At 62.3% G+C, this 17,966-nt stretch carries 15 protein-coding genes, 2 tRNA genes and 1 pseudogene; 10 read left to right on the top strand and 8 right to left on the bottom strand.

The window, feature by feature from the left end; genetic code table 11:
• Nucleotides 1-43 precede the first annotated feature (43 nt).
• Complete coding sequence (locus M0D67_RS12570; protein WP_171926425.1) at nt 44-319, bottom strand: XapX domain-containing protein; 276 nt, start codon at nt 317-319, stop codon at nt 44-46.
• Between the two features lie 277 nt (nt 320-596).
• On the opposite strand from M0D67_RS12570, the gene M0D67_RS12565 reads away from it, so the two are divergent.
• From M0D67_RS12565 to M0D67_RS12540, 6 genes are all read left to right on the top strand, one after another.
• A complete protein-coding gene (locus tag M0D67_RS12565; RefSeq protein ID WP_154561419.1) occupies nt 597-1,283 on the top strand; it encodes a hydrolase in 687 nt (228 codons plus the stop codon).
• A 236-nt stretch (nt 1,284-1,519) separates the two neighbouring features.
• On the top strand, nt 1,520-1,687 hold the full coding sequence (locus M0D67_RS12560) for a DUF1427 family protein (protein ID WP_171926426.1): 168 nt from the start codon (nt 1,520-1,522) through the stop codon (nt 1,685-1,687).
• Between the two features lie 46 nt (nt 1,688-1,733).
• Nucleotides 1,734-3,635: an amidohydrolase gene (locus tag M0D67_RS12555; RefSeq protein ID WP_171926427.1), complete on the top strand. Its 1,902-nt coding sequence runs from the start codon at nt 1,734-1,736 to the stop codon at nt 3,633-3,635.
• Nucleotide 3,636: 1 nt separating this feature from the next.
• Nucleotides 3,637-4,083, top strand: a complete 447-nt coding sequence (locus M0D67_RS12550) for a DoxX family protein (protein WP_171926428.1) — start codon at nt 3,637-3,639, stop codon at nt 4,081-4,083.
• 40 nt (nt 4,084-4,123) lie between these two features.
• Entirely contained in the window at nt 4,124-5,038 is a 915-nt protein-coding gene (locus M0D67_RS12545) for a glyoxalase (RefSeq protein ID WP_171926429.1), read from the top strand.
• Between the two features lie 66 nt (nt 5,039-5,104).
• Nucleotides 5,105-6,610 (top strand): alginate export family protein, encoded by a 1,506-nt coding sequence (locus tag M0D67_RS12540; protein ID WP_154561409.1) that lies wholly within the window; start codon nt 5,105-5,107, stop codon nt 6,608-6,610.
• A 298-nt stretch (nt 6,611-6,908) separates the two neighbouring features.
• Here the strand turns inward: M0D67_RS12540 and M0D67_RS12535 are convergent, their stop codons facing one another.
• The 6 genes and pseudogenes from M0D67_RS12535 to M0D67_RS12510 all read right to left on the bottom strand — a co-directional run bounded on the left by M0D67_RS12535 (nt 6,909) and on the right by M0D67_RS12510 (nt 10,689).
• Nucleotides 6,909-7,262, bottom strand: a complete 354-nt coding sequence (locus M0D67_RS12535) for a putative quinol monooxygenase (RefSeq protein WP_154561407.1) — start codon at nt 7,260-7,262, stop codon at nt 6,909-6,911.
• Nucleotides 7,263-7,559: 297 nt separating this feature from the next.
• Nucleotides 7,560-8,321, bottom strand: coding sequence for a DUF4239 domain-containing protein (locus M0D67_RS12530; RefSeq protein ID WP_168435744.1), 762 nt, complete (start codon nt 8,319-8,321; stop codon nt 7,560-7,562).
• Nucleotides 8,322-8,848: 527 nt separating this feature from the next.
• Complete coding sequence (locus M0D67_RS12525; RefSeq protein WP_233464909.1) at nt 8,849-9,250, bottom strand: transcriptional regulator TrmB; 402 nt, start codon at nt 9,248-9,250, stop codon at nt 8,849-8,851.
• Between the two features lie 12 nt (nt 9,251-9,262).
• Nucleotides 9,263-9,943, bottom strand: a pseudogene (locus M0D67_RS12520) (tyrosine-type recombinase/integrase); the annotation flags it as partial.
• A gap of 311 nt (nt 9,944-10,254) precedes the next feature.
• Nucleotides 10,255-10,341: transfer RNA gene (locus tag M0D67_RS12515), tRNA-Leu, on the bottom strand.
• 261 nt (nt 10,342-10,602) lie between these two features.
• A tRNA-Leu gene (locus tag M0D67_RS12510) sits at nt 10,603-10,689 on the bottom strand.
• A gap of 304 nt (nt 10,690-10,993) precedes the next feature.
• Between M0D67_RS12510 and rnr the strand changes: the two genes are divergently transcribed.
• The 3 genes from rnr (at nt 10,994) to rpiA (ending at nt 15,175) form a co-directional block, all read left to right on the top strand.
• Nucleotides 10,994-13,510: a ribonuclease R gene (gene rnr, locus M0D67_RS12505; RefSeq protein WP_171926430.1), complete on the top strand. Its 2,517-nt coding sequence runs from the start codon at nt 10,994-10,996 to the stop codon at nt 13,508-13,510.
• Between the two features lie 182 nt (nt 13,511-13,692).
• Nucleotides 13,693-14,436: a 23S rRNA (guanosine(2251)-2'-O)-methyltransferase RlmB gene (gene rlmB / locus M0D67_RS12500; protein ID WP_063496380.1), complete on the top strand. Its 744-nt coding sequence runs from the start codon at nt 13,693-13,695 to the stop codon at nt 14,434-14,436.
• Between the two features lie 43 nt (nt 14,437-14,479).
• A complete protein-coding gene (gene rpiA / locus M0D67_RS12495) occupies nt 14,480-15,175 on the top strand; it encodes a ribose-5-phosphate isomerase RpiA (RefSeq protein ID WP_154561401.1) in 696 nt (231 codons plus the stop codon).
• A 77-nt stretch (nt 15,176-15,252) separates the two neighbouring features.
• On the opposite strand, the gene M0D67_RS12490 is transcribed toward rpiA, so the two are convergent.
• Entirely contained in the window at nt 15,253-16,536 is a 1,284-nt protein-coding gene (locus M0D67_RS12490; RefSeq protein ID WP_154561399.1) for a glycosyltransferase family 4 protein, read from the bottom strand.
• Between the two features lie 176 nt (nt 16,537-16,712).
• On the opposite strand from M0D67_RS12490, the gene M0D67_RS12485 reads away from it, so the two are divergent.
• Nucleotides 16,713-17,930: a glycosyltransferase family 4 protein gene (locus M0D67_RS12485; RefSeq protein WP_154561397.1), complete on the top strand. Its 1,218-nt coding sequence runs from the start codon at nt 16,713-16,715 to the stop codon at nt 17,928-17,930.
• Nucleotides 17,931-17,966: the final 36 nt, after the last annotated feature.

Below are 17,966 nucleotides of genomic sequence, written 5' to 3'. Positions count from 1 at the left end.
GCAGGCAGATTGTGCAGCACGGAATTGTGTGAAGGATGGTGGGTCACGATGGTTGCTTGTCCTTTGCGGCTACATCGGGAACGTGGCCGCCGGGCAGTGGGCCGAACATGTGCTGGCTGCACTTCGCTTCGCTCCATGCCGCTTTGAGCTTGACGCCCAATAGCATTCGACGTGCGACGGGAAGGATCTGCTCGCCGGCCAGAATGCCGAGCAGGCCCGCCAGTGCCACGGTGGGCGGCGCCGGCGACTGCACGCCGATCGCGCTGTAAACGATACCGGCAAGAATTCCGGCAAGGAACGAGAGGATATACGGCTTCATGATGCGAGTCTCCTTGACGGTCGGCCGGCGACAGGCGCTGCTCAACAGATTGTTCACAAGCGTTTCGGGTCTGATCGAGTAAGGGAAGAGTAGTTAAGTTCACTTAAAGGTGCAATTCTCGGAATCGCACTCATTTTTCGGGGTGTTCTTTTGCCGGGTTTAGTATTAAATGTTAACGCTGGACGACGCATGCCCCAGCGCAATGGATATCGGACTCCTCGCGGTCACGCCGGCGAGGCGAGGTTTTGTTTTCTCCGCACCGAAGGAGATACATGTCATGAGCAATCCGAAGCTTGAAGTACTCACCCCGCAGAACAGCCAGCTCATCTTCATCGATCAGCAGCCACAGATGGCCTTCGGCGTACATTCGATCGACCGCCAGATGCTGAAGAACAACGTCGTCGGGCTGGCCAAGGCGGCCAAGGTGTTCAAGATTCCGACCACGATCACGACCGTCGAGTCGGAAGGCTTCTCGGGGTTTACCTATCCCGAACTGCTCGACGTGTTTCCGGGCATGAAGCTGCTCGAGCGCACGTCGATGAACTCGTGGGACGACCAGAAAGTGCGTGACGCGCTGGCCGCGAACGGGCGCAAGAAGGTGATCGTGTCGGGTCTGTGGACGGAAGTCTGCAATACGACATTTGCGCTCTGCGCGATGCTCGAAGGCGACTACGAGATCTACATGGTGGCCGATGCGTCGGGCGGTATGTCGAAGGATTCGCACGATTTCGCGATGCAGCGCATGGCCCAGGCCGGCGTCGTGCCGGTCACGTGGCAACAGGTCATGCTCGAATGGCAGCGCGACTGGGCACGCCGCGAGACCTATGACGAAATCATGGCAATCGCGAGGGAGCACTCGGGCGCATACGGCATGGGCATCGACTATGCCTACACGATGGTCCACAAGGCGCCGCAGCGCACGGCTACGCCGCATGAGGCGCTGCCGGCCGTGCCGGCGAAGTAAGACGCGCTCACGCACCGTCTGCGGAACGTGAGCGAGATGCTCGACGAGAAGGTCGAGCAACGCCGTGACGCGCGCAGTGCGACATGTCCAACCCGAACGACATCGGGGTGTTCATGCGCACGACGCCGTGCGGCTCGAGCACCTGAGCACAGACGCCTCGCTTGCGCCGGCCCTGGCTTCGCCGGACAGCTGAACCGCCCGGTTCCGCACGCTAATTTGTCAGAGAGAGTGATCATATGAAACCGTATCTGGTGTCACTGGGTGCGGGCGTGCTGATAGGCGTGATCTATAGCGTGATCAAGGTCCGCTCGCCGGCGCCGCCGCTGATTGCCCTCATCGGCTTGCTCGGCATGTTGATCGGCGCTCTGGCCGTCCCGACGCTCAAGCAGTTGCTCGGCCTTTGATTGAATCAAACGAATTTTGCGAATTGAGCGAAGTGAGGAGACGCACATGAGCGCTACCGGCACCCAACCCGATCTCATTCTGCATAACGGACGGTTCACGACGCTGGACCGTTCGAACCCGGTCGCCACCGCGGTGGCAATGACCGATGGCCGCTTCGTCGCGGTCGGCAGCGATGCCGATGTGATGCCGCTCGCGGGCGGCTCGACCCGGGTCATCGACCTGGGCGGCCGGCCCGCGCTGCCCGGCCTGATCGACAATCACCTGCATCTGATCCGCGGCGGCCTCAACTACAACATGGAGCTGCGCTGGGACGGCGTGAGCTCGCTCGCCGTGGCGATGGAAATGCTCAAGCAGCAGGTCGCGATCACGCCCGCGCCACAATGGGTGCGCGTGGTGGGCGGCTTTACCGAGCACCAGTTCGAGGAGAAGCGCCTGCCGAGCATCGAGGAACTCAACGCGGTGGCGCCCGATACGCCCGTGTTCATCCTGCATTTGTACGACCGAGCGCTGCTCAACGCAGCCGCGCTGCGTGTGGTCGGCTATACGAAGGACACGCCGGAGCCGCCTGGCGGCAAGATCCTGCGCGATGGCGCGGGCAATCCCACCGGCCTCCTGCTTGCGAATCCGAATGCATCGATTCTCTACGCGACGCTTGCCAAAGGACCGAAGCTGCCGCCCGAGTACCAGTACAACTCGACGCGCCATTTCATGCGCGAACTCAACCGCCTTGGCGTGACCGGCGCGATCGATGCGGGCGGCGGCTCGCAGAACTTCCCGGAGGATTACGAAGTCATCCGCAAGCTGCACGACGCGGGCGAGATGACGGTTCGAGTCGCATACAACCTGTTTACGCAAAAGCCGAAGGCCGAGAAGGAAGACTTTGTGAACTGGACCAACATGTCCCGGTATCACGACGGCACGGATTACTTCCGCCACAACGGCGCAGGCGAGATGCTGGTCTTTTCGGCTGCCGACTTCGAGGACTTTCGCGTGGCGCGACCCGACATGGCGCCCGAGATGGAGGGCGAACTGGAAGGCGTGGTGCGCGTGCTCGCGCAGAATCGCTGGCCGTGGCGGTTGCACGCCACCTACGACGAAACCATCAGCCGCGCGCTCGACGTGTTCGAGAAGGTCGACAAGGACATTCCGCTCGCCGGCCTCAACTGGTTCTTCGATCACGCGGAAACCGTCTCCGAGCGTTCGATGGATCGTATCGCGGCGCTCGGCGGCGGCATCGCGGTGCAGCACCGGATGGCTTACCAGGGCGAGTACTTCGTCGAGCGCTATGGCGCAGAGGCGGCGCAAGCCACACCGCCCGTCGCGAAGATGCTGGAGAAGGGCATCAAGGTCTCGGCCGGCACCGATGCGACGCGCGTGGCGTCGTACAACCCTTGGGTGTCGCTTGCGTGGCTGGTGACCGGCAAGACGGTCGCGGGTCTGCGGATGTATCCGCAGCGCAACCTGCTCGACCGTGAGACGGCCCTGCGCATGTGGACTGAGTACGTCACCTGGTTCTCGAACGAAGAAGGCAGGAAAGGCCGCATCGCAGTCGGCCAGCTCGCGGACCTGATGGTGCCGGACCGCGACTTTTTCGCGTGCGCCGAGGACGACATCGCCGGCACCACCGCGTTGCTCACGGTGGTGGGAGGCAAGATTGTCTGGGGCGCGGGCCCGTTCTCGCAGCACGATGCGCCGATTCCGGCCGCGATGCCGGACTGGTCGCCGGTGCGGCAGTACGGCGGCTTTGGCGGCTGGGGTCGTGGGGATGTAAGTCAGCAGCGCGAAGGCGCGCCGCTTCAGCGCGCGGCCACCGCGGCGATGTGCGGATGCGCGAGCGCGTGCAATGTGCACGGCCACGCACACGCGCGCGCATGGGGCCGCGCGTTGCCGACCGCGGATGCGAAGGGCTTCTGGGGCGCGCTCGGTTGCTCCTGCTGGGCCATCTGACGTGACGGCATTCTCCGGCCGCAGCGACCCGGCATGGGTCCGCACGCTGCTTGCGCAGGCATGGGTCGGGCCGCTCGTGCGCCTCGCGCTCGTATCGGCCTGGCTGATCGGCGGCTTTAACAAGGCGCTGCATTTCGACAGTGCAATCGCGGAGCAGGCGCATTTCGGCCTGCACCCGCCCGCGCTCTGGGCAGCGCTGGCGGTCGCGGTCGAGATAGGCGCATCGCTATGCGTCGTATTTCGCCGCTTCACGTGGATTGGCGCGGGCGGCCTCGGTGTGCTGACTGTCGTCGCCATGCTGGTCGCCAACGACTTCTGGAACCAGACCGGCGCCGCGCGCTTCATGGCGCTCAACAGTTTTTTCGAGCATCTGGGACTGATCGCGGCGCTTGTGCTCGCGACCATGCTCGGCGATACGAAAGGTGCGGCCGGCGGCAGCCGCACCTGATTGATCAGACAGAACGATGAAACAACAAGGAAATTCCGTCATGAAAACGATTCGCTCTGCGTTGCTCGCCGTGCTGATCGCGAGCGGTCTTGTCGCCGCGCCGGTTGCGTTCGCGACGCCACCCCCACCGGCCGTCTTGCCGCCGTACGTCGCCGTCGGTCCGCAGTACGATACGACGCACGTGTACGTTGCGGCGGAAGACTTCGATCGCTTCACCGATAGCTTCGTCGCGACGTTTGGCGGCAACAAGTCGAAGCAGGGCGTATTCCAGGTCACGCCAACGCCGAGCCAGACGATGTCGCAGCTCGTGTTTACGCCGTCGGGCACGATCTCCGTGTTCGGCTTCAAGACGCCCATTCCGTATCCTTTCGGCGAGGAGCGCACGGGCTACCTCGTGACCAACATGGACGCGGCGATGAAGTCCGCGCGCGCGCTCGGCGCCGACGTGATCGTCGACACGTTCCCCGATCCGATCGGCCGCGACGCCATCATCTCGTGGCCTGGCGGCCTTAAGATGCAGCTCTACTGGCATACCCAGGCGCCGCACTACGATGCGCTGCAGACCATTCCCGAGAACCGTGTCTATGTGTCGCCGCAAAACATGCGCAAGCTGGTTCACGCTTTCGTGAAGTTCTCGCACGGCCGGGTGGTGTCCGATGTGGGCAACGCGCCCGGTATCGAAATCGGCCGGCCGAACGACACGTATCGCCGCATTCGTATCGAGTCGGGCTTCGGCAAGATGACCGTGCTCGTGACTGATGGCCGTCTGCCCTATCCGTTTGGGCGGGAAGTGACCGGCTACGAAGTGCCGAATCTCGCCGCGACGCTGGAGAAGGCGAAGGCCGCGAGCGTGCAGGTGCTCGTGCCGCCGTTTACTTCGGACGGGCGCGACGCCGCGATCGTCGAGTTCCCGGGCGGCTATATCGCCGAGATTCACGCGAAATCGGCGCAATGACGCGTTGCATTCGTAGTCGGAGCGGTGGCCGGACATAAGCCCACGCGGACAATGGCGAGGGGAACCATGGTGTCGACTGCAATGCGGGGGAGTCGATTCGAAAAGGCCGCCAGTGCCCTGACCTTCGCGGGTCTGCTGCTGACGGGTGCAGACGCGAGCTTCGCGGATACGGTCGCGCAACCCGCAACCGGGATGAGCCTCGCGGCGGATGCCGCCGATACGGTAGCGCCTGCGAGCGGCAGCACATCGGCAGGCACCTGCAATGCAAAGCGGCCCGTCGTCATGTTCAACCGCTGGCAGGAAGACTGGTCGGTGCTCGCGAATCCGTGCGTGCCGCGCGAACCGCTCGACGGCCTCAAGTACATTCCGTTCGGCGGCGACCCGGCATCGTATCTGTCGCTCGGCGTGAATATGCGCGAGCGCGTCGAAAGCAATAACGCACCGCTGTTCGGCATCGGCACGCAATCGGATACGTATCTGATCCAGCGCGTCGAGGTCCATGCCGATGCGCATCTCGGCGAGCACTGGCAGTTCTTCGTGCAGATCGAGGATGCACGCGTGTGGGGCAAGAACGTGGTCACCCCGGTGGACAAGAACCCGCTCGATCTCGAACAGGCGTTTGTCACCTACACCGGCGCGCTCGGCGGCGGCACCTTCAAGTTTCGTGTCGGCCGCCAGGAGATGGCATTCGACCTGCAGCGTTTCATCTCCGTGCGTGACGGCCCGAACGTGCGCCAGACGTACGACGCGCTCTGGGCTGACTACGAATACCAGAAGTGGCGTTTTATCGCCTACGCGACGCAACCCGTGCAGAACCGCGACGCAACCGCGTTCGACGACGTATCGAATCGCGACCTCACGTTCAGCGGCGTGCGTTTCGAGCGGCAGTCGGTAGGGCCGGGCGATCTGTCCGGCTACTGGTCGCGCTATAACCGCAGCAACGCGCGGTACCTGGATGCAAGCGGCGTCGAGCGCCGCGATGTCTGGGATTTGCGCTACTCCGGCACACGTGGTCGTTTCAATTGGGATGTCGAAGGGATGCTGCAGACGGGAACGGTCGGTAACAGCACGATATTCGCGTGGGCGATGGGCTCGATCGCGGCCTACAAGCTCGACATGCCCTGGTCGCCGCAAGTTGCTGTGCAGGTCGACGCGGCTTCAGGCGACCGGCACCCGCACGACGGCAGAATCGAGACCTTCAATACGCTGTTTCCGAACGGCTACTACTTCACGCTCGCGGGCTATACGGGCTATTCGAACCTCATTCATATCAAACCATCCATTACGCTCAAGCCGACGACCAATCTGGCGCTGCTCGGCGCGCTGGGCTTCCAGTGGCGCGAGACGACCGGCGACGCCGTGTATCAGCAGGCGAATCAGGCTGTACCGGGCACGGCGGGCAGAGGCAGCCTGTGGACGGGGATGTATGTGCAGTTGCGCGCGGACTGGACGATTGCGGCGAACCTCATTGGTTCGATCGAAGCCGTGCACTTCCAGGTGGGGAACTCGATCCGTCAGGCGGGTGGGCGCAATGCTGACTACGCCGGCATTGAGCTCAAGTACGGGTGGTAGGTCACCCAATTTTAATGGGTGAGCTGGCTAGTCCGCAGCTGACCGTTGACGAGCCCGATCTGCTGTACAGTATTCCGGGAACCCGATGATGTTTTTTTCCGTGTTTTTCCGAAGTGAAACGGACATTAGTGCAGTCATGCCGGCCTGCACGTTCTTGGCCAAAACAGCCGTCGGCCGTTGCAAGTATGCACGGCCGGGACCGAAAAGAGATATTGCTACCGCTGCGCGCCGAACGTAACTCGGGCCAGTTTGATTTCCACTACCAAACTCGCGACCTTAAGCTCAGGAGCCGATCCCGTCACCTGACAAAACCATCGGATCGCGTCATATAAATCGGGTGAAAGTCGGCGTTCGCCTTCTTGAACTCGTCCGAGGGCGTGCCATAGATCACCCAGCGAGTGAGCTTGGCCACAGCGAAGAACTCCGTCGACAATGGGGCGAAGCTTTCCGTTTGGTGGAACAGCGCCGCCTTCGAATCCGAGTAGCGTTCGAAGATGTCAACCGTCTTCTGGTCGTCTGCGATGTTGAGCTCAAACTGCAGCGCGCCCGGCTCCTTCTCTGTCGCGGCCACAAGCTTTGGTATTAGCGGCTTGAACTTGTCCATCTGATCGACGGTAACGGTGAAAACCCAGTACACCTGTTCGCTCTGCATCTCTGCCTCCATGGTACGGTACCTCAAGGCTCACGCGACGCTGACAATTGGCGCAACTGCCACCTGCGGTATTGGACCATACTCCAATAAGAGTAGCGGCCGCGATGCTCGCGCTCAGGCCCGCTGGCACTAGAACTGCGCAACCAATATTCGCATGGCCGCGCGTCACTTCAGTATATGTGCAATCTGGCAGACGGCTCAACAACGTGGGCGTGTAAGCCGGAACCGCCGATCCACATCCTGTGCAGAATGACGACAAGTTTGCGCGCGACAGCGACCACTGCCCGGCGATCAGCGCTATTGAGCAAGTATGGCGAGCGCGGCGCGCAGAGGGGCAAATGAGACTGTAAACAGTCCATCGAGCGGCTTGGTCATTTCCAGTATCAGGAAAATTGCCACCGAAGTGGATAACGCGCTCATAAACAATGCTGCAATGACCGTAGCGTTGGCGGGGGTGAGCATGCCAAACGCGCCGAAAATGATGGATAGCCACAACACCAGGGCTACCAGCAGCGGTATGGGGAGTGAGCCCACCGCTTGCAGCAGTGCCAGTCCGCGCACGGCCAGCACTTCATCGGCAATCTGGATGGCGTTCGTCTGCAGCTCACGCTGCTCTGCATTACGCGGCGAGAGTTCTTTCAGCTTGTGCTGAAGGCCCTCCATTCCTCTTAGCGCCTGGACGCTGCCAAGCGCTGCCACCTCCGCAGGGTCGCGGGAAACGAGTGTCTGGATCCACGTGCCGTAGCTCTGCTTAATCAGGCCACGGACCTCCTGCGTTTCAGGTCCATATTGGGCCAGCACGCGATCGAGGCGAACGACGCCGGCGGCATTGTGCACAAGTTCACTGTTCACTGTATCGAATGAGCTTTTCGCCGACGAGATCAGCAGGCCAAGCACCAACGCGGCCATCGTCGCGATCAGGCCGGTCGCCAGCTTTACGACACCGACTGAATCGTCACCAAGGTGATGCTGCGGCAGCATGGTACGCAGGTACAAGCCAAGCAGCGCGCTGCCGAATACACATACAAACACGATCAACGCGATAACGAAGTCGCTCACAGTTCAATCCTCCGTCTCTGGTCGTAAGCCCTGCGCCAATGGTTATCCAAAACGGACGCAGGGCAGCGGTGGTCGAGCAAACCTAACTCTTTCCGGTTATGTTGGAAGGCGAACCTTGGACCCGACGCGGACAGGCTACCGGCCGCAACGCTCACCATACCGTGCGAAGCGCAGCGTCGCCAGTCGGCCGTCAATTTGACTCCGAAGGTTGCGCCACGCGAGCGCAGCAAGTCAACTCTGGGCGTTCCGCAAGGCACTTGCACCACGCGATAGTAAACGCCATTCGCGCCGTAGGCGGGTTGAAACCACGTACTGCCGTACAGGTAGTATGTGCCGCCCCGAACGCTGGGCGATATACAGCCAGCCGGGAGTGCAGCGTAAACCGCGCTCGTCGCAAACGCCGTACTGATGTGGGCGGGCGCAGGGGCGGCTGTCGTCGCTCCAGTCACGTAGCCGGGGTAGTAAACGTTCGATGAAGCCGCTGCGGTGTTGGCCAAGGCCAGGTTGGACGAGCGAATGAAAGCGGTTCACGCGGGTTTGTCGGACTGATCGGGCATGCTCGTGTTCCATAGCACTTCGAACAGAATGCACTCGAACGCAAAGAACTCCGCGCTTTGAATGGACAGCGCGTAGTGCTCGGCCCGCGATGAAATGAAGGCCACGGTGTCGTCGTAGAGATAGGTCGTGATACCCACTTCGAAATCGGCGGGCGAGAAACGGAGTTCACGGAGATCGCGCTTCGACGATCGCCACAGATCGCGCGTATTGCCGGGGCCCGAGCGGATCACGCGCAGATTGATACCCGCACGGATGCGTCGCACCGCGACGTCCCTGATGACCTCAAAACCCGGCGTCTGAAACAGCTCGCTGTTAGACATCACCGCGCGCAACTCTTTACTGACGGCGATCGCCTGCTTTGGCAATGGCACGATGTGATCGTGCCGCATTTTCATCCGCTCGGCTGCGACATGCCATTCGGCTGTCTTGAGGTTCATCTCGTCCCACGGCACTGCCGCAACCACACCGGGGCGAAGGCCGGTCAGCATGGTGAGCTTGAGGGCGGCGCGGATAATGGGCGACCTGTAGGCATCGATAGCCAGAGCGAGTGGGCCTATGTCCGCCGGCTTGGTGATCGCTGGTATATGGCCTTTCTTGTGGCGTGGCACAACACCGCGGAGTGTCAACGCGGCGCCATCTTCGCGCAGTCCGTTCTGGATGGCGTACGTCACGATGCCACCGACATACTGCCGTGCTTTGGTCGCGAGGTTAGGTGCGTGGGAGGCGATCGCTTCGAGTACGGGCTTGACCTCTGGCGTGGCAAGCGTGGAGATGGGCTTGTTGCGGAGCGCGGGAGTCAGGTATTCGCGAACGACAAACTCCGCCTTGCGGTACGTTTCGTCGGCCCATTCCGTACGTTTGAAGTCGAGCCAGCTTTGAGCTACGAGATGAAAGGCGCCTTCGGCCGCGCGTTTGCGGCCGGTGGCTTCGGCCCGGCGATGCTCGACCGGATCGATGCCTTCGCGTACAAGACTGCGTGCGGCAGTGGCCGACCGTCGCGCATCGGCGAGTGTGATATCGGGGTAGGGACCGAGGCTGAGGAAGTTCTCCTTGCCCGTACTCAGCCGTCGATAGCGGAGCAGTCAGGTTTTGCCCCCGTCCGGCCAGATGCGCAAGGCCAAGCGATTCCCATCCGCGAGCAAATAGGGGTGCTCGCGCGGATTGGCGAACGAAATACCACTTCGGAGTTCGGTTCGACGCGTTTGGGCATGGCCTAACATCTCGACTCCGTGTATACGCAAATGTATACGCAAAAATCGTCGATGTCAGTGGATCGCAAGGGATCTGCAGACAACAAAAAACCCCGTAAGACTTTGATCTTACGGGGTTTCTCGAACTTCTTCGGCTTGAGTTGCAACTAAGCCGGAACAACTGTTGGTGCCCAGGAGAGGACTCGAACCTCCACGGTGTTGCCACCGCTAGGACCTGAACCTAGTGCGTCTACCAATTCCGCCACCTGGGCACGTCTTCAAGCTAGACCGCTATTTTAGCGCGATGATGCAGCGTGTCAATCCCTACATACAAACTGGCCATCGCTTCATCAACCGCTCGGTTGTGCCGTGCAGCGAAGCAAAACTTCGCTGCTCAATCACTGCCAACTCGCGTTGACGCAACCGTCCTGCTAACCACATGATCCGATCGAAAAACCGGAATCGGACCACATAGCCTCACACAAAAAGTAAAGCCGCCGATGTGAAACATCAGGCGGCTTTACTTTTGAATCTGGTGCCCAAGAGAGGACTCGAACCTCCACAGTGTTGCCACCGCTAGGACCTGAACCTAGTGCGTCTACCAATTTCGCCACCTGGGCAGGTGATGAACAGCAAAGAACGCCATTATAGCGACAGATTCAAGGCTGTCAAGCGTTTCTCAAAAGTCGCTTAAACATCGCCGCAGCGAGCCTGCATGCGCCTCACAGCGACTATTGACGGGCCGCTTGGCGCACAAGACGGGTGTTAGAATGCCTCGCAGTAGTTCGTTGGCACGGTGCACACGCCCGTCGGACTCAGACTTGAACGAGCCGGACCCGAGCAGTCATTCCAGTGCAATCGCAAGTGCAACTTAAGCGCAACCCAAGCGCCTCTTAAGCCCAGCCACATCGCCGACCGACGTCCATGCAACGAGAAAAAATCATCGACAAGCCCTTGAGCAAATTCCCGTATCCGATCCCGAGCCGCGAAGAAATCCTGGGCGTCCTGCGCACGAGTGAAGCGCCGCTTGCCGCGAACGACATCGCCGAAGCCCTGTCGATCAAACGCCAGGAGCGCGAAGGATTTTTCAAGCGCCTAGGCGCCATGGAGCGCGACGGCCAGATCCGGCTCGATCAGCGCAATCTCTATCAGCTCACCCATCCGTCGAACTTTGTCGCGGGCCGCGTGCAGGGCCATCGCGACGGCTACGGTTTTCTCATTCGCGACGACGGTCAGGACGATCTGTTCCTGCCCACCGGCGAAATGCAGAAGGTCATGCACAACGATCGCGTGCTCGCGCGCATTGTCGGCTATGACCGTCGTGGCAGGCCGGAAGGGCATATCGTCGAAGTCACGGACCGCGCCAACAAGCGCGTGATCGGCCGTCTGCTCAACGAGAACGGCGCGCTGATCGTCGCGCCTGAAGACAAGCGCATCGGCCATGACATCCTGATCGCGCAGAACACCAAGAAGGCCAAGGTCGGCCAGGTGGTGGTGGTCGAGCTCACCGATTTCCCGAGCCGTCATTCGCAGCCACTCGGCCGCGTGGTGGAAGTGCTGGGCGATATCGACGACCCCGGCATGGAAATCGAAATCGCGGTGCGCAAGTACGGTGTGCCGCACGAATTCAGCCAGTCCGCGCTCGACGAAGCCGCGAGACTCCCCGACGAAGTCCGACCGGTTGACGCACGTCATCGCATCGATCTGCGCGACGTGCCGCTCGTCACGATCGACGGTGAAGATGCCCGCGACTTCGACGACGCGGTCTATTGCGAGCCGGTTCAGGTCGGCCGTGGCGAAGGCTTCCGCCTGATCGTCGCGATCGCGGACGTCTCGCACTATGTGCATCCGAAGAGCGGGCTCGATGCCGACGCGCTCGAACGCAGCACCTCGGTGTACTTCCCGCGCCGCGTGATTCCGATGCTGCCGGAGAAGCTGTCGAACGGTTTGTGCTCGCTGAACCCGAACGTCGACCGTTGCGTGCTGGTGTGCGACATGATCGTCACCGCGCGCGGCGAAGTGAAGGCGTATCAGTTCTATCCGGGCGTGATGCACTCGGCGGCGCGGCTGACCTATACGGAAGTGGCCGCGGTGCTGAAAAACACCAAGGGCCCGGAGGCCGCCCGTCGCGCCGCCTTGCTGCCGCAACTGCAGAATCTGTATGGCGTCTACAAGTCGCTGTTCGCCGCACGCCAGAAGCGCGGCGCGATCGACTTCGATACGACCGAGACGTACATCGTTTGCAATGCGCAGGGCAAGATCGAACAGATCATTCCGCGCACCCGCAACGACGCACACAAGCTGATCGAGGAATGCATGCTGGCCGCGAACGTGTGCGCGGCCGACTTCCTCAAGCGCAACAAACACCCGGGTCTGTTCCGTGTGCACGCCGGGCCGACCGCCGAGAAGCTCGAGAATCTGCGCACCTTCCTGCGCGGCATGGGCCTCACGCTTGCCGGCGGCGACAAGCCGCACGCCAGTGATTACGCCGCGCTGATGGCGCAGATCCGCGAGCGGCCGGACGCGCAGATGTTGCAGACCATGCTGCTGCGCTCGATGCAACAGGCTGTCTACAGTCCCGACAACATCGGCCACTTCGGTCTCGCGTACGAGGCGTATGCGCACTTCACGAGCCCGATTCGCCGCTATCCCGACCTGCTCACGCACCGCGCGATCTACGCGATTCTGCAAGGCCGCAAGTATCAGCCGGAACCGCCGCAAGGCGTCGAGTTGAACACGGCGCTGTCGCCGCGCGCCCGCGCGATGCAGCAGGCCGACGAGGAAAAACACGGCGCTCGCAACAAGTCGAAAGACGTGGCGATCTGGGAAGAACTCGGTCTGCATTGCTCGGCGAACGAACGCCGTGCAGATGAAGCATCGCGCGACGTGGAAGCCTGGCTCAAGTGCTACTTCATGCGTGACAAGCTCGGTGAAGAGTACGGCGGCATGGTGAACGGCGTGACGTCGTTCGGCATTTTCGTGCAACTCGACTCGCTCTTTATCGAAGGCCTCGTGCACGTCACCGAACTGGGTTCGGACTACTTCCAGTACGACGAGATCAAGAACGAGTTGCGCGGCGAGCGTACCGGGATTCGTTATCGCCTGTCGGATCGGGTGCGGGTGCAGGTGAGCCGCGTCGATCTCGATGCGCGCAAGATCGACTTCCGCCTCGTGCGCGACACGCCGATCAAGCCGCCGGCGAGTCGTCCGGCGCTCGCCGACAAGACATCCGGCGAAAGCGGCGGCGCACGCGTGCGTTCGTTGCCGCCGGTGGATGGCGGTGCGGGTGGCGCGGCAGCGCCGGGCGGCCGACGCAAGAAGGCCGCGCCCGCGCAAACCGCGGCCGTCAAGGAAGCGCGCGCGGCACGCGGCGCGGCGAAGAAACACGGCGGCGCGCCGGCCAAGTCGGCCTCGAAACCGCAGGCCCGCAAGAAGCGCTGAAGTCGTATGAAGGCTTGAACCGCGCGCATCGGGTACGTTGAAACGTACCGGTTGCGCGCGGTCTTCGTTTCATCGCAAAGAAGTCAGTTACCGAAGCAGCGACTCAAGCAACACAGCAAGCAGGTTCGCATTCATCACAGCAGCGCTCTTTCAAAGCGCGCTCAATCAAAGGTTTGTCAGTCATGTCACGTCTCAAGGTTCTATACGGTTTCCACGCAGTGACCGCACGTATGCGGCACGATGCGTCGACGGTCGAAGAGGTTTACTACGACGCCACGCGCAAAGACCGTCGCATGACCGAGTTCCTGCACGCGGCGAAAGAAGCCGGCGTGCGTCTGATCGCCGCCGACGAAACGCGTCTGTGGGGCCTCTCGCATACCGAGCGGCACCAGGGCGTGGTGGCGCGTGCGGGCGATATGCCGCTCGCGCAGAATCTGGCCGAACTGCTCGACGGCATCAACGGTTCGCCGTTGATTCTCGTGCTGGACGGCGTGACGGATCCGCACAACCTTGGCGCCTGCCTGCGGGTGGCCGATGCGGCCGGCGCGCATGCGGTGATCGCGCCGCGTGACCGCGCGGTGGGCTTGAACGCGACGGCAGCGAAGGTGGCGAGCGGCGCAGCCGACACCGTGCCGTACATCACCGTCACGAATCTGGCGCGCGCGCTGCGTGAGTTGAAGGACGCGGGCGTGTGGGTAGTCGGTACCGCCGGCGAGGCCACCAAGAGCCTCTACGAGACCGAGCTCGACGGTCCGGTCGCACTGGTGATGGGTGCCGAAGGCGAGGGCATGCGCCGCCTCACGCGCGATACCTGCGACGTGGTCATGCAGATTCCGATGGCGGGTACGGTCGAAAGCCTGAATGTGTCCGTGGCGAGTGGCGTGTGTCTGTTTGAAGCCGTGCGCCAGCGGTCGGTGAAGAAGTAAACTCCGGTAAACTCATCGTTTTTACTGCTCGCCTGCATTCCCCATGACCCAAGACGAACTCAAGCAACTGGTCGGCCAGGCCGCCGCCGACTATGTGAACGCCAACGTGCCGGAAGGCTCCGTGATCGGCGTCGGCACCGGCTCCACCGCGAACTGTTTCATCGACGCGCTGGCCGCCAGCAAGACCCGTTATCGCGGCGCCGTGTCGAGTTCGCTCGCCACCACCGCGCGTCTGCAATCGCACGGTTTCAAAGTGCTCGACCTGAACGAAATCGATTCGCTGCCGGTGTACGTGGACGGCGCCGACGAGATCGACCACAGCGGCGCGATGATCAAGGGCGGCGGCGGCGCGCTGACGCGCGAGAAAATCGTCGCGTCGGTGTCGGACGTATTCGTCTGCATCGCCGATGCGAGCAAGCTGGTCGACACGCTCGGCAACTTCCCGCTGCCGATCGAAGTCGTGCCGATGGCGCGTACGGCGATCGGCCGTCGCGTGACAGCGCTCGGCGGCGTGCCGGTGGTGCGCGTGACCAGGGAAGGTGTGCCGTTCATTACCGATAACGGCAACGAGATCATCGACGTCAAGGGTCTGCGCATCAGCGACCCGCGCGCGCTGGAAATGCACATCAATGCATGGCCGGGCGTGGTGACGGTAGGCCTGTTCGCGGGCCGCGGCGCGAATCTGTGCATGCTCGGCACGGATACGGGCGTCGAGACGATCGAATACAGCAAGAGCTGATCACCGCGCTTTTGCGGCCGCGAGCGAGCCTGCTTTAGCGGGCTCGCTCTGCTGCATTGGCGAGGCTCCGACCAGCATCAGCGCGCGGCGCGCCCAATCGCCTGCATCATTCGCTGCAAATACTGATCCACTGAGAACTCGGTTTGCGCATCGGCGAGCGCCTGATTCGCGAGGCGCTGCGCCAGCGCCGGATCGTCGCGCAATGCGCCGATCGCATCGGCCAGCGCGGCCACATCCCCCGGTTTCACGAGCCAGCCATTGCGCCGATGCCGCACGATCTCGGTCACGCCGCCCGCGGCCGCTGCGATCACCGGGCGCGCAGCCGCCATGCCTTCGACGATCACCCGCCCGAACGGCTCCGGCTCGGTCGAGGTGTGCAAGATCACATCCATCGCTTTCATCCAGACGGGCACGTCGTCCTGAAAGCCCGCGAAACGCACGCGATCCGCGACGCCCAATGCCTCGGCCTGCTCATGCAGCCGTTGCGCGTACGCGTCCTCGCCGAATAGCGGTGCACCGACCAGCACCAGGTGCACGCCGGGCAGTCGCGCCATTGCTTCGAGCGCAATGTGCTGACCTTTCCACGGCGCGAGACGGCCGAACAAACCAGCAAGCCACGCATGCTCGGGCAAACCCAGTCGCCGGCGCAGTGTGGCTATGTCGCTGTCGTCGATGCGTTTGAACGCGTCGGCGTCGACCCCGTTGTAGATGACCGGCACCGAGTCGGCCGCGATGCCCGTCAGCGCGATCAGCGAGCGCTTCGATGCCTGCGAATTCGCAACCACGTGGTCAACTGCGAGGCGCACCAGCCACTTGATGACGCTTAACTGCACGCGTCCGAAATGCTCGCGCGTGAGGATGTCGTGCTGATACCAGATCACTGGTTTGCGATGCAGCGGTTTGCCGAGCGCGCCGAGCACGAGTGCCTTTTGTGTGTTGAGAAACAGCACGTCGAATTTTCGCGCGCGCGCCGCGATTGCGCGGACCTGGCGCAGGATGCCGGGCACAACGCGCAGGCAGTTCGACCCCGACGCTTGCCGAACGATGCCCGATACGCGCGCGTCGTTTAACACTTGCACGCGTGCGCCGAGTGTTTCGAGCCGCGCGCGAAATGGACCGTCGGAGAGCAGCACGACTTCGCTGCGCGCAATGCAACTGCCGGCCAGTTGCAAGAGCGCGAATTCAGCGCCGCCGAGTTGGCCGCTCTGGTCGACGAATAGCACGCTCGGGATGGTCGGCGAGAGCGTTGCCGAGCTTGCAGCCGATGCCGATGATGCGGGCGCGGCAGATGGATCGATCAGGGCCGGCTGAACCAGCGGCAAGGAATGAGCGAGGGGCGTAGCGTCGATCGTCGGGCGCATAAAGTGCAAAGTCGGGCGAAGTGATTGGACTCGCCATTCGCAAGAAGCGAATAGCGAGTCTTCATTATTCGCGGACTGTCGCGCGTCGAATGTGGGCATACGCACGCACGGCAAATGATGCGGCACTTACACTCGTTGCTATGGCCATGGGTCGTTAATCAATAGGCGGGGAGATCATGAAAGTGGCGATCGTGCACGACTGGCTCGTCGCACCTGGCGGAGCCGAGAAAGTGCTCGAACAGATCATCGAGTGTTTTCCCGATGCCGATCTCTTCAGCCTCGTCGATTTCCTCGAAGACCGCAGGCCGGTAGGCGGCAAACCTGTCACCACGTCGTTCATCCAGGGCCTGCCGTTTGCGCGGCGCCACTATCGCGCGTATTTGCCGCTGATGCCGCTCGCGATCGAGCAGTTCGATCTCTCGGGTTACGACCTCATCATCACGAGTTCTTATGCGGTCGCCAAGGGTGTGCTGGTCGGCCCGGATCAGACGCACGTGAGCTACGTGCATTCGCCGATGCGCTACGCGTGGGACCTGCAGCACCAGTATTTGCGCGAAGCGAATCTGACGCGCGGGCCGAAGTCATGGCTCGTGCGTGCGTTGCTTCATTATCTGCGCGGCTGGGATTCGCACTCGGCGAACAGCGTCGATCGTCTGATCGCGAATTCGCAATTCGTCGCGCGGCGCGTGATGAAAACTTACCGGCGCGATGCCGCAGTGATTCCGCCGCCCGTCGACGTGCACAAGTTCGAACTGTGCACGCACAAGGAAGACTTCTATCTGACCGCCTCGCGGATGGTGCCTTACAAGCGCATTGAACTGATCGTCGAAACCTTCAACGCGACGCCGCACCGCAAGCTGATCGTGATCGGCGACGGACCGGAGATGGCGGCGATTCGCGCCAAGGCCGGTCCGAATGTGACGATCCTCGGCTATCAGCCGTTCAAGGTTCTCAAGGATCATCTGCAACGCGCGCGCGCCTTCGTGTTCGCCGCCGAGGAAGACTTCGGCATCGTCGCGCTCGAAGCACAGGCGTGCGGCACACCGGTCATTGCGTTCGGCAAGGGTGGGGCGCTCGAAACAGTGGTGCCGATCGGCGAGGCACGTCCTACCGGCGTGTATTTCGCACGCCAAACGGTCGTGTCGATGCTCGACGCGATCGACCGCTTCGAGCGGCAGAGTGAACAGATCACACCGGCGGCATGCCGCGCGAATGCGGAACGTTTTTCCGCGGCGGTTTTCCGGCGCGCCTTCATGGCTGAGGTGACGCGCACGATCGCGGCATCGGGCTGGCGTCTGCGGGTCGCGGCAGCAGAGCGCGTCGAACCCGATCTGGCCACCGGGGATCTCGGGTGGCCCGGCGAACGCGCGCAAGGAGGCAGTTGGGGACGTTGACGCGCTCGCGTGCAGACCATGAAGCGCGACAGATTA

The sequence above is a fragment of the Paraburkholderia sp. SECH4 genome, from assembly GCF_030511745.1.
Lineage (GTDB): Bacteria > Pseudomonadota > Gammaproteobacteria > Burkholderiales > Burkholderiaceae > Paraburkholderia > Paraburkholderia madseniana.
The sequence above is the reverse complement of the archived record's forward strand: the minus strand, read 5'-3'. Positions and strand labels throughout refer to the sequence as shown.

Coding starts and splice junctions, on each gene's coding strand:
- M0D67_RS12540 (WP_154561409.1), top strand. CDS start 5,105: ATGGTGTCGACTGCAATGCGGGGGAGTCGATTCGAAAAGGCCGCCAGT.
- rnr (WP_171926430.1), top strand. CDS start 10,994: ATGCAACGAGAAAAAATCATCGACAAGCCCTTGAGCAAATTCCCGTAT.
- M0D67_RS12545 (WP_171926429.1), top strand. CDS start 4,124: ATGAAAACGATTCGCTCTGCGTTGCTCGCCGTGCTGATCGCGAGCGGT.
- M0D67_RS12485 (WP_154561397.1), top strand. CDS start 16,713: ATGAAAGTGGCGATCGTGCACGACTGGCTCGTCGCACCTGGCGGAGCC.
- M0D67_RS12490 (WP_154561399.1), bottom strand. CDS start 16,536: ATGCGCCCGACGATCGACGCTACGCCCCTCGCTCATTCCTTGCCGCTG.
- M0D67_RS12555 (WP_171926427.1), top strand. CDS start 1,734: ATGAGCGCTACCGGCACCCAACCCGATCTCATTCTGCATAACGGACGG.
- rpiA (WP_154561401.1), top strand. CDS start 14,480: ATGACCCAAGACGAACTCAAGCAACTGGTCGGCCAGGCCGCCGCCGAC.
- M0D67_RS12565 (WP_154561419.1), top strand. CDS start 597: ATGAGCAATCCGAAGCTTGAAGTACTCACCCCGCAGAACAGCCAGCTC.
- M0D67_RS12535 (WP_154561407.1), bottom strand. CDS start 7,262: ATGCAGAGCGAACAGGTGTACTGGGTTTTCACCGTTACCGTCGATCAG.
- M0D67_RS12560 (WP_171926426.1), top strand. CDS start 1,520: ATGAAACCGTATCTGGTGTCACTGGGTGCGGGCGTGCTGATAGGCGTG.
- rlmB (WP_063496380.1), top strand. CDS start 13,693: ATGTCACGTCTCAAGGTTCTATACGGTTTCCACGCAGTGACCGCACGT.
- M0D67_RS12570 (WP_171926425.1), bottom strand. CDS start 319: ATGAAGCCGTATATCCTCTCGTTCCTTGCCGGAATTCTTGCCGGTATC.